General features: G+C 55.8%; 10 protein-coding genes. 5 read left to right on the top strand and 5 right to left on the bottom strand.

All coding sequences use genetic code 11. The features are described from left to right. Window positions 1–31: 31 nt before the first annotated feature. From BUC26_RS08785 to BUC26_RS08765, 5 genes are all read right to left on the bottom strand, one after another. Window positions 32–694: a hypothetical protein gene (locus tag BUC26_RS08785; RefSeq protein ID WP_073375252.1), complete on the bottom strand. Its 663-nt coding sequence runs from the start codon at window positions 692–694 to the stop codon at window positions 32–34. Then, window positions 684–1,247, bottom strand: coding sequence for an RNA polymerase sigma factor (locus BUC26_RS08780; RefSeq protein WP_073375250.1), 564 nt, complete (start codon window positions 1,245–1,247; stop codon window positions 684–686). The genes BUC26_RS08785 and BUC26_RS08780 overlap by 11 nt, the downstream gene beginning before the upstream one ends. Window positions 1,248–1,556: 309 nt before the next feature. Further along, window positions 1,557–2,879, bottom strand: coding sequence for an L-cysteine desulfidase family protein (locus tag BUC26_RS08775; protein ID WP_073375248.1), 1,323 nt, complete (start codon window positions 2,877–2,879; stop codon window positions 1,557–1,559). 35 nt (window positions 2,880–2,914) lie between these two features. After that, entirely contained in the window at window positions 2,915–3,298 is a 384-nt protein-coding gene (locus BUC26_RS08770; RefSeq protein ID WP_073375247.1) for a RidA family protein, read from the bottom strand. Window positions 3,299–3,739: 441 nt separating this feature from the next. After that, a complete protein-coding gene (locus tag BUC26_RS08765) occupies window positions 3,740–4,516 on the bottom strand; it encodes a sirohydrochlorin cobaltochelatase (protein WP_073375245.1) in 777 nt (258 codons plus the stop codon). A gap of 555 nt (window positions 4,517–5,071) precedes the next feature. Here BUC26_RS08765 and BUC26_RS08760 point away from each other — a divergent pair. The 5 genes from BUC26_RS08760 to hemC all read left to right on the top strand — a co-directional run bounded on the left by BUC26_RS08760 (window position 5,072) and on the right by hemC (window position 10,892). Continuing rightward, window positions 5,072–6,595, top strand: a complete 1,524-nt coding sequence (locus BUC26_RS08760; protein WP_073375244.1) for a DUF3373 domain-containing protein — start codon at window positions 5,072–5,074, stop codon at window positions 6,593–6,595. 429 nt (window positions 6,596–7,024) lie between these two features. After that, the gene (locus BUC26_RS08755) at window positions 7,025–7,780 is read left to right on the top strand and encodes a purine nucleoside phosphorylase YfiH/LACC1 family protein (RefSeq protein WP_073375243.1); all 756 of its coding nucleotides are present in this window, start codon (window positions 7,025–7,027) and stop codon (window positions 7,778–7,780) included. 5 nt (window positions 7,781–7,785) lie between these two features. After that, a complete protein-coding gene (locus BUC26_RS08750) occupies window positions 7,786–8,463 on the top strand; it encodes a response regulator (protein WP_073375241.1) in 678 nt (225 codons plus the stop codon). Further along, window positions 8,441–9,877 (top strand): sensor histidine kinase, encoded by a 1,437-nt coding sequence (locus BUC26_RS08745; RefSeq protein ID WP_073375239.1) that lies wholly within the window; start codon window positions 8,441–8,443, stop codon window positions 9,875–9,877. Before BUC26_RS08750 ends, BUC26_RS08745 begins: the two co-directional genes overlap by 23 nt. An 85-nt stretch (window positions 9,878–9,962) precedes the next feature. Then, window positions 9,963–10,892: a hydroxymethylbilane synthase gene (gene hemC, locus BUC26_RS08740; RefSeq protein WP_073375238.1), complete on the top strand. Its 930-nt coding sequence runs from the start codon at window positions 9,963–9,965 to the stop codon at window positions 10,890–10,892. Window positions 10,893–10,992: the final 100 nt, after the last annotated feature.

Here is a 10,992-nt window from a genome sequence, read left to right as displayed (position 1 = left end):
TCCGAAAACAGTTATTTGGTTCATTTGAGTATTAATCCATTACCGGTTCAAGGAAGCGGACCGCCTCGTTTCGGCGCAGCCTGGCGACTCGTTCCTGCAGATTGTCATCGTCGGGAAGAACGATGACATATCTACCGTCGGCGGACGGACCGGTGACGATCGTGGCAGAGCTATCGAGCAGCAGTGCTCTGGTGTCAGCTTCGAAGGCTGATTCGGAAAAAACGATATTGAAGCGGGAACCGTTGGCTTCGATGGCGACATCGGTTCCGCCACTGAGGGTTTGATAGGAATTGTCGGGTTGACCGGGGAGGAGGAGAACGACGATCAGGCAGGTCTGGACGATGGCTAGCCCCCAGGGAAGGCTGAAGGAGGCCTTAAATCGTGCCCAGCACTCCTGCAAATGAGTCAAGGGCGCGGAAGACGATGGCCGTGATGAGTGGTGTCGGGCGATCACGGTTGTATCCGCAGCGTTGATTGTTGATTCGATTCTCTGGAAAACTTCTTCCGAGGGCGGGTGCTGCGCAACCTCTGTCTGGCGATAAAGGCTCCTGAGCGCCAGGAATTCATCGAGTTCCCAGCGGAGTTCCTCATCGACGGTCAACCGCTCGGCAAATGCGGCGGCGATGTCAGGGGCGAGATGCCCTTGGACGTAATCGGGAATCAAGTCGAAAAATGAGATAGGTTCAGAGATCATCGGCGGAAATTCCTCGTTGCAGGAGTGCGCTCTTGAACGTTTTCTTGGCGTGGAAAACACGCGTTTTTACAGTATTAACGGGGATGCCGAGGAACTCGGCAATCTCCGGATACGTCAGGTCCTGATAGAAAACCAGCTCAAGAATTTCCCGGTGTTTTGCTGATATTGTTGTCAGCGCCTGTTTCATGATTTGGTTTCGATCCCTCTGTTCAGGCCGGAGGTGACTGGTGTGGTCCGCGCCTTTATATGATTCGTCAAATGGTTCTTCATCGTGTTTGCCGCGAAACTCCTTGAAAGCGATATTGCGGGCGATGCCGATAATCCACGTCGTCAGCCGGCTGGCTCCTCGGAAACGGCCGGCAGTCTGCCAGACCACGGCATAGGTCTGGACAAGGATATCTTCGGTGAGGAGATCGTCGTTGACCAGGCATCTGATGTAGCGGCCAACCTTGCCATAGGTCGCATCGTAGAGTTGACGAAACGCGACGCGATCTCCTTGTGCGACAGCAGTTATCAGCTGCTGTTCGCGGTTAGACTCGATAGTTCTGTCCATAGGTTCCCGTCGTGGAGAAAATGGTTCACAGAAAAAATCGATTTTGACGATGGCGCCGGAAAAACGGGGCGAGTCCGGTCATGAGTCTGGCACGTTACGGAATCGGCAGGCCCGCTATCGCTCTTGTGATGGTGGAGAAAAACCGCGGAGATCGGGCATCTGACCGTTTCCGCACCAGAAAACCATACTTTGGCGCAATTACCAACCAATTTCAGGTGGATTGACTGCTCTTTGCAGATGTGCCGCGCCCGAGATCGGAGGGCCAGTGGCGCAGATAGTTCAGGTGGGAAGTAATGAGCGGTGTCGAGATTATTTTGTTCTGCCGGGTGGTGTTTTAGCGCGCATGATTGTCAGGATGGTCCGATCGGCGGCGGCCATTCCTTCATGGCTCAGGGCTCCAAGGTTTCTCACTGTCTGTTCAAGAGAGGAGCCGATGATGCCGTCGGTATCCTTGACGTTGATGCCCTGCAAAGAAAAAAGAGCCGCCTGCACGGCGGCACCGGCAGCGGTATTAAGTTTCAGTGCGCAGCCGGCCTTGGCGCCGTCACAAATGACGCCTGCCAGATCCTCCATGATATTCTTGATCGCGCCGGCCATATGGTCGATATTGCCTCCGACCAGGTAGGTAATGCCGGCGGTTGCACCGGCGCCGGCGGCTACCGAGCAGCCGCAGACTGCCGACAAACGACCGGTGTGGGCCTTGACGTAAGCGGTGATAATATGACTGAGGCCGATGGCCCGTAATACCGTTTCTTCATCATGATCGACAAAGTCCTTGATGGCCCAGATCGGCAAGATGGCGGTCAGGCCGTGATTACCGCTGCCGGCCGAGCTCATGGCCGGCAGGTTGACCCCGCTCATCCGGGCATCCGCTGCCGCTGAGGTTAGAATCCGGGCCGACGAGGCCATATCCCGGACCAGCAGTTTTTGTCTGAGCAACCGTTCGATAGCTTTGCCGATGCCAAGTCCACCGCCGTATTTGAGTCCGTGTTCGGCGAGTCGGACGTTAAAGTCCACACCCTTTCTCAGAAATTTCAGATCGTCTTCATCGAGGTGATCGATCATCTCATAAATCTCAACCAGGCTCAACCCCATCAACCATTTTTCCATCAGAGCCAGCGCCGATGCGCTGCCACTACGGGCAACGGGGCTAAGCAGCGGTGAGTCGATCAGGGCAACGTCGTTGAGCGACAAGGTGACGATCTGGTTGTGCAATTCCCTGATTTCCGATACCGCTCGATCTGTTCCGCTGGTGATAACGGTTAGAATGTGCAGGCCGCTTTCAGCGAATAACTCGACGCCCACTTTTTGCTGGTCAAGCAGGAGCCGGGCGCTGGCAAGAGTATCGTTATCAACGGACTCGAGGACTTCCAGGCCGCGGGCTGGATCACCACCGCAGGCGCCGACGGCCGCCGCGACGTCGAGTCCGTTCATGCCGCCCGTCCCCGGAATGATGACGGCGGTACCGTTTTTGTAGATGTTGGCATCGACCCGAACGTCAATGCGATCGATTGTGCGGCCCGGCAGCAGTGATGCCGCCGCGGCTGCTCCAAGGGCGACAGCGACCGGTTCAGTGCAGCCGAGTGCCGGCATGACTTCTAGTTGCAGGATATCCTTGACGGTAAACGGCATTACGCTGATCTCCAATCGGGCTGGTCGAGTGTGTATTAACGGATAACCGCAACTGCCTCGATTTCCACCGGCGAGCCAAGCGGCAGTGCAGCTACCTGGATTGTTGACCGAGCCGGCGGGTCTGCGGAAAAGAAGGCGCCGTAGGCTTGGTTGACGTCCTGGAAGGAGCCGAGGTCGGTCAGGAAAATGGTGGTTTTGACCAGGTCGTCAATGCTGCCGCCGCCCGCCTCGACGATGTTTTTGATGTTGGTCATGATCTGCCTGGTTTTTGCAGCGATATCGCCGTCGATGATGGAGCCGGTCTGCGGGTCGATCGGCAGTTGTCCGGAAATAAAAAGCAGTGATCCGGTTGTGATGGCTTGTGAATAGGGGCCGATGGCGCCGGGCGCCGCAGATGTGGTGATCGCTTCTCGTTTCACGGGGTGTCTCCTGTCATTGCGTAGTTGTCGGTAAAGATTCCAGTTTTCGATAAAACGACCGCGACCGGCACCGGACACAGGGAGATGGCGGGAGGCGGTAATTGTTGGACCATGTGTATATGCTCACTATAGGCCGATTGTCTCTATCGTCAAGCAACCTGAGATGACAGCCTCGAAAAAGGATAGGGAACCCTGAAAAAATGTCATTTCGCTCAATCTCATCGTTGCGCAATCAAATTTTATCCTCGGGATATCGTGTATATGCCTGTGGTAAAATTTTCTTGCGCGCCTCGATCTTGAGCGAAATTACTAATTTTTCAAGCTCCCCGATAGTGTGGAAAACGGTCTGTCAGGGGTGATCGTGTCACGGTTTTCCCGCCTCCATAGTGATTCCCGATCGGGGAGCGAGTATCGTTTTCAGCGGCGGGGATTGTGGGAAGATCACGTCTGGTCGATGGTGCGATCAAAAGCAGTCTGAATATGGTCACCGAACATCTCGGCAATGCCCGGCAAGGTTCCCAGCCCTTCCTCGTGAAAAACAGGGGAGAGGCCGTGTTGTTGCAGCCTGCTCGACCAGGAATGCGGGCCCGGACCGGCAATGTCCCGCCAAAAATGTATACCGGTCGACAGCAGCAGCGGGATGACCAGCCAATGCCTGACGCCCGAGGCGGCCATCCGGTCGATAACCATGCTGGAATCGGGAAAATGCTGCAATACCGCCAGAAAAACCTGTGATCGGGTGGAACCTCGCAGCAAGTGTTCCAGGACTGGCAGGGTGGTCCAACTGGGGTGGGTCGTACCATGACCGATCAGCAACACCCCTCGGTCGGAGGAATTCGGTAACAGGGGCGACAGCAGATCGACGAGTCGATGGAAGTCTTCCTGACTGCTGAGCAGCGGCATGCCGATGGCCGTGCCGGTTCGGTGCGCCTGTACGGCTCTGACCGAGCGGTGGAATTCGAGGCCGGGGGTGAGGTGCAGTGACTGAACGATGCAACGGGTTTGAACGTCGGCGGGCAGGTCGGCAAGTACCTTTGCCAGTTCGTCATCCTGTCCGGTGGCGCGCCCGGATGTCGGCCGAGCGCCGGACGGCGCCGAGATTGACCAGAGCAGTCGGGCATCGGGGAAACGGCTGGAAAAATGCGCGCCGAGAAAGTGATAGGTTTTTTGCGCCGACTCACTGGCACCGAAGGCTGTCAGGATGATATACTTCTTCATATGGGTCGTTCTTCCGGTCGATTGATCACTATCATTGGCGCAAGAATAGCTCAGGCGAATTTTTTTCAGTGTAACGGTTTCGTCTCGCCCTGTCAGAGATAAAATCGTGCACCATTTTAAAGGAACCGTGGATAAATGTCATTTCGCCCAACCTCATCGTTGCGCAATCAATTATTATCGTCTGAATATCATATATATGCCTGTGGTGAAATGTTCATGTGCGTCTCGATCTTGAACTAAATCCCGAATTTTTCAAGGACCCTTTAGCCCGTTGATTTTCTCTGAAGTGCCGCTGCGGTCGGTCCGGCCGGTGGACGCTTTTTCTGGCAGAACCCACCAGTCCTGATAGACCGATTTTACTTGTTCTGTGCGCTTCTTGTCATGGAGGTACTATCTAAATCTTGACAACGTGGTAGTCCTACGATACAAAGAAAATATTAAAGAATATAATTATTTTTTTAAACGCTTTTCTTTGTCGATGCAGGTGCGCGTCCTTTTTCCTACAGAGGCGGGGAATGCGCGGACAGAAAACTCATTTTCGAGGAGGGATGAGAGATGAAGAAGAAACTTTCGGTTCTGGCGCTGGCCGGCGTCATGTCGTTGCCGGTCGCCGCTCTGGCCGGCGGTGAGGTTGATGTCGAGGATCTGGAGCGGAAAATCCTGGAACTCAGCAAGCAGCTCGAAGAACTCAAGGTGCAGATCAGCCGTCAGGCGGAGACCGGTCAGGCGACATCGGAGCAGGTGGCCGAACTCTCCGATGTAGTTGATGATATGGAATATCGGGCCTATGAGTGGGATTTGGCGGCACGTTTCAAGTTCAGTGGCGACTTCCGCTCTCGCTACGATTTCTATAATGCCGAGACGGTCTTTGGTAGGACCCTCGAGAATGACTCGCTTTTCACCAATCGCTTTCGTCTGAATCTGCAGGTTCTGGCAACGGAGAATGTCGAATTCAAGGGCCGACTGGCCATGTATAAGACCTGGGGGATGCAGTCGGCGTTCAGTGACGAATCCGGCGCTATCTGGCCGGTGTTTGACGGCAATGTCAGCAGGTCTCCGGTCGGTGACAGTGCGCTCTATGTCGATCGTGCCTACGTCAACTGGAACAACGTCGGCGGTGCTCCCGTCTGGATTTCCGTTGGTCGCAGGCCGACCACCGATGGGGTCCCGGCGCAGATCAGAATGGGTGTCGATGAGCGGCTGGCAACGCCGGTTGCCTTCATGGATTGGCCGTTTGACGGATTCGTGCTCGGGTATGGTTACCAGTGGGGTAACGAGAGCCTCGGTATCGGCAAGATTCGTTTCTGCTACGGTCGTGGTTTTGAAGACGGACTCCAGGAAGACAGCGTGATCAACGATGTCGATTTCGCCGGTTTCAACTGGGATGTCTTCGACAGTGGCGACCGACTGCTCAATGTTCAGTCGTTCATGGCTTTCAACGTCTTCAATTACCCCAATTTCCAGGATCCGATCATCAATGCGAATTTTGGCGATATGTCCGGTTTGGGCGCGCGGAAGACGCTGGGTAATATCCTGCATACCGATCTGGTCTACCAGGCCAGCACCGGCAATTGGAACTATTTCGTCGCCGGTGGTTGGTCGCAGAGCCGACCGAATGAGAACGGCATGTTCAACGATTACGCGGCGATGGCTGCCGGTCTCAGCGGTCCGGAGACAGACGAGAACAACGGCTATGCCTTCTATGCCGGCCTGCGCTATGATATCGATGACCTCCGCCTGAAGGTGGGCGCCGAATACAATTACGGTTCCGAATACTGGCTGGCCCTGACCCCGGGGCATGACGACATCTATCAGTCGAAACTGGCCACTCGCGGCCAGGTGTTTGAAGTCTATACCATTTACGATATCCCTGCCGGAGAAGCGATTTCCCGCTACGGCAAGGCCTTCATCCGCCTTGGCTATCAACATTACGAGTACGATTATTCCGGCTCCGGCGACTGGAATATGGCGCCGTATGATCTCGGCAATGCCGGCGACCGGATGATGCTGCAGATGATGGGACTTGATCCGGTCGAGTCGGCCGATCAGGTGTATCTGACCTTCGAGGCCTTCTTCTAGTCGACAGCCAAGCTTTCAACCAGTGAAAAGGGATGTATCTCCAAGCGGAGGCGTCCCTTTTTTGTTCCCGTCCGGGAACTGAAAGTCACCGAGTAATGCAGAGCAAGGTCCTGAGCGGGGAGACTGCTGGTCGCTCTCTCCGGCACAGGGCTCCTGTCCACAATCATCTGACTTTGTTCTCCATCCCGTCGAGTCTTGGCGATGCAGTCTGCCGGACAGCAGGCCCGGTAGGGGGGGCACCGTAACGGGCACCGTAACGAAATGGTGATTCAGCAGGAGTGCTTCGGGCAGCCCAGCCCTGCGGTTTTCCGTGTCGGTAGGATGGTGACAACGGAATCAGGTCCTGTTGGTGAGTCGCTTCTTGACAGGGGACGAGTTCATCTGCTTAAACGATGGAACAACGGACCAAAGGATCGTATTTGCCGACCCATGACGAATACGGAACTCAAACGCAGGGTTATGGTGCATTATCGTTTTTTTCAGAGAGACGGCGGGGTCAGTCAGGGCCGCTTCGGTAGTTTGAATCTGAGTTATCATGTCGGCGACGATCCTGCCTGCGTCGCTGAGAATCGACGGCGAGTCAAGGAAGCGATGGCGGTGGAACGGCTGATCAGTGCCCGCCAGGTCCATGGTGACAGGATCTGTCTGGTCGACGGCGGAGCGGCCGGTGATCAAGAAGTGGACGGTTATGATGCCCTGATCACCACCGACCCGGGGACTGCCTTGCTGGTGCAGCAGGCGGATTGCCAGGCCGTTTTGCTGCACGATCCGGTGCGCCGGGCAGTGGCGGCCGTCCATTGCGGTTGGCGCGGCAGTGTCGCCGGCCTGATCGGTAAAACGGTGGCGCTGATGAAAACAGAGTTGCGAACCGACCCCCGTCACTGCGAAGCCTTTATCGGTCCATCGCTTGGCCCGTGTTGCGCTGAGTTTGTTAATTACCGGGATGAATTGCCGCCGTCGTTCTGGCGTTTTCAATGCGCACCGAATTATTTTGATTTCTGGCAGCTGTCGACCTGGCAGTTGACCGAGGCCGGTCTGCCGGTCGACAACATCCAAATATCGGGGATCTGTACCAGCTGTTCCAGCAACTATTTCAGCTATCGTCGTGCCTGCCGCAATGGTATCGGCCACACCGGTCGACACGGATCGGCGATTTGTCTGCAGGAGAAGAGAGGAAACGATTAGATGCCATGAAGGTGTTGATCATCGAAGACGACACGACCATCGCTTCGTTTATCGGGAAAGGATTGCGCCAGGCCGGTTTTATCGTCGATATCTGTCATGATGGCCGGGACGGGCTTGCCGCCGGACTTGCCGAGCATTATGACGCCGCCGTTATCGATATCATGCTGCCCGGTCTCGATGGACTCCGTGTGATCGAACAGTTGCGCCGGCACCGGATCGACACGCCGGTATTGATCCTCAGCGCCCGGCAATCGGTGGACGATCGGATCAAAGGACTCCAGCAGGGCGGTGACGATTACATGGTCAAGCCGTTTTCCTTCAGCGAGTTGCTCGCCAGGGTCCAGGCACTGATTCGACGGGACCGAAAACATGCAGAACCGACGATGCTGCACTACCACGATTTGCGCATGGACCTGCTGCGTCGGGAGGTGACCCGGCAACAGGAGCGGATCGAGCTGCCTGCCAAAGAATACGCATTGCTCGAGTATCTGATGAGAAACCCTGAAATCGTCATTTCCAAGACATCGATCCTCGAGCGGGTCTACGATTACTCGTTTGATCCGCAGACCAATGTCGTCGATGTGCTGGTATGTCGTCTCCGGACCAAAATCGACCGGGATTTCGAACAGAAATTGATTCATACCGTCAGGGGCATGGGGTATGTCCTTAAAATCGGTGGCTGATCGTCTACGTTCAGGCAGCAACGGGGCAATCGGCTCTGTTCTGCTGCTCTGGCTGATACAGCTCATTTTTTTCGGGGTGATACTGGCGTCCGCCCGGTCGCTGATACAACAGTCGATCCTGGATGATCTGGCCGATTCTGTCGAAGCGTTCATGGAACGAAACCGGCTGTTGTTTCTCGGGCCGGATGTTTTTTCCTCTTCGTTTGATGAGAATACTCTTGATGAGCTCGCCTTCGTACGCGTTATCAGGGATGAGCACCACCTGCTTTTTTTTGCCAGTCAAGACAGTACCATCGATTTTTCCATTCTCGCCCGGCTTGATCCGCAGGTCAGTGGTTGCTGGCTGGACCTGAGTGGCAACAATGAGGCAGCGGCGCCGCGTTTCAATATCATCTCTCTGGGCACCGCTGACGGTGTGGTTATTCAGGCCGGGCGGCCGGACCAGCTTTCCTACCGGCTTTATCAGCGCTTGGCCGTGCTTGTCGCAGGTGGGGTGGTGGGGGCTTTGCCGTTGTCCATTCTGATCGTGCAGATCGGCCGTCGCTACAGCCGGCGGCCTTTGCGTCAATTGGGGGTCTCGCTCAGTCGACTTGGCCGGGGTGGTGGTGAACTGCTCGATCCGTCACTAGTCAAGGATCCCGACTATCGGCTGATCAGTAAAGAGATGAATCGGATCATTAAACAAAATCGCGCCCTGGTCAGTGAGATGCAAGACTCGCTTGACAACGTGGCCCATGATCTGCGTACGCCGATGACCCGTTTGCGCTCAGTTGCCGAATATGGTCTGCAGGGCGGTGATAACCCGATTTTGCTGAAAAACAGCTTGTCGGACTGCCTGGAAGAGGCACAGCGCGTCCTATCGATGCTGCGGATCATGATGAGTGTTGCCGAAGCGGAGGCCGGGACCATGCAGCTGGAGATCGAGGACGTCTTTCTCCACGAGGTATTGCAGGAGGTGATTGAGCTCTACCAGTACAGCGCCGAAGATAGCGGGGTCGATATCAGCCTGTCGGTGGCTGGTGATCTGGCGGTACGCGGCGATCGGACCCGGCTTGTCCAGGTCTTTGCCAATCTGCTCGATAACGCCATTAAGTATAACCGTAAACGAGGGACGGTGACGATACTGGCTGAGCAGGCCGATGACTGGGTGACCATCAGTTTTAAAGATACCGGTATCGGCATTTCGCCCCATGAGCAGGATCGGATCTGGGAGCGTTTGTATCGTGGCGACCGAAGTCGCAGCAAACCGGGTCTGGGATTGGGGCTCAATTATGTTCAGGCCGTGGTGACGGCACACGGTGGCCGGATCACCGTGGTCAGTGCGTCCAATCAGGGAGCCACGTTTATGATCTCTCTGCCGGCGGCTGGGGAAGCTGCGACGGCAGCGGCGCAGATGACCGGCCGCACCACCTAGCAACGTGTCTGCCTTACATTTCCACGTCATTTGTGGTAAGCTGCCATCTTTTTCACCGATGTACCAATTTTAAAGAGATACAGTGATGACAACGATTACCATCGGCACGAGAAAGAGCAAACTTGCCATGTGGCAGACTGAAACGGTGGCGCGCATGCTCGAAGCGCATGGCCTGAAAACGAAAATCACTCCCATCGAGACACGCGGCGATAAAATTCTCGATCGATCGATTGCCAAGATCGGCAGCAAAGGGGTTTTTACCGAGGAACTGGAGGAGCAGCTGGCCGGCGGACTCACCGATATAGCTGTGCACAGCGCCAAGGATATGCAGTCGACGCTGCCCCCCGGTTTTGAGCTGATCGCCTATACCGAGCGGGAGAAGAGCCACGATGTACTGGTCAGTTACCAATCCGACCTGCGGCTCGACGGACCCCGGAGCACCATTGTCGTCGGCACGTCGTCGGTCCGCCGGGTCGCCTTGCTGCGCCATTTTTATCCCCAGGTGCAGACCGTGCCGATGCGCGGCAATCTCCAGACACGGCTGCGCAAACTTGAAGATGGTGCTTGTGATGCATTGATACTGGCGTTTGCTGGTGTGACCCGAATGGGCTACGACGACCTGATTGTTCATGATTTCCCGGTAGAGCAATTCGTGCCGCCGGTCGGCCAGGGGTGTATTGCCGTTGAAGCATCGCAGAGCTTGCCGGAGGATAAGCGCCGACTGATCCGCGCCTGCTTGAATCACCATGAAACCGAACTCGTCATGCGTGCTGAGCGAGCCTACCTGAAGACCCTCGAAGGCGGTTGCAGCATTCCGGCATTTGCCCATGCCGCCCTGCATGGCGATACAATCAGTCTTACCGGTGGGTTGGCTAATTTGGACGGTAGTTGGTTGCTCTGTAAGACGCGATCCGGATCGACCGAAGATCCTGAGCACCTCGGCAGCTCCCTTGGCTGGGACATCCTGGAAAACAACGGCCGGGAAGTGCTGGCGGCTATCAAGGCGGCGTCGTAACCGGCTGCAGTTCTCCGCTTCGGCCTGAGGAAAAAGGCTTGACAAGCCATGGGCTGGTATCATACTAGTCAACTTGTAATACAACTGAACAGTACCGTTT

Source organism: Desulfofustis glycolicus DSM 9705 (genome assembly GCF_900130015.1).
Classification (GTDB): domain Bacteria; phylum Desulfobacterota; class Desulfobulbia; order Desulfobulbales; family Desulfocapsaceae; genus Desulfofustis; species Desulfofustis glycolicus.
This window is presented reverse-complemented; position numbering and strand designations above follow the sequence as displayed.

What these genes read in the sequence shown, in the direction of transcription:
- hemC (WP_073375238.1), top strand. Translation starts at nt 9,963, where the DNA reads ATGACAACGATTACCATCGGCACGAGAAAGAGCAAACTTGCCATGTGG.
- BUC26_RS08785 (WP_073375252.1), bottom strand. Translation starts at nt 694, where the DNA reads ATGATCTCTGAACCTATCTCATTTTTCGACTTGATTCCCGATTACGTC.
- BUC26_RS08775 (WP_073375248.1), bottom strand. Translation starts at nt 2,879, where the DNA reads ATGCCGTTTACCGTCAAGGATATCCTGCAACTAGAAGTCATGCCGGCA.
- BUC26_RS08750 (WP_073375241.1), top strand. Translation starts at nt 7,786, where the DNA reads ATGAAGGTGTTGATCATCGAAGACGACACGACCATCGCTTCGTTTATC.
- BUC26_RS08760 (WP_073375244.1), top strand. Translation starts at nt 5,072, where the DNA reads ATGAAGAAGAAACTTTCGGTTCTGGCGCTGGCCGGCGTCATGTCGTTG.
- BUC26_RS08745 (WP_073375239.1), top strand. Translation starts at nt 8,441, where the DNA reads ATGTCCTTAAAATCGGTGGCTGATCGTCTACGTTCAGGCAGCAACGGG.
- BUC26_RS08765 (WP_073375245.1), bottom strand. Translation starts at nt 4,516, where the DNA reads ATGAAGAAGTATATCATCCTGACAGCCTTCGGTGCCAGTGAGTCGGCG.
- BUC26_RS08780 (WP_073375250.1), bottom strand. Translation starts at nt 1,247, where the DNA reads ATGGACAGAACTATCGAGTCTAACCGCGAACAGCAGCTGATAACTGCT.
- BUC26_RS08755 (WP_073375243.1), top strand. Translation starts at nt 7,025, where the DNA reads ATGACGAATACGGAACTCAAACGCAGGGTTATGGTGCATTATCGTTTT.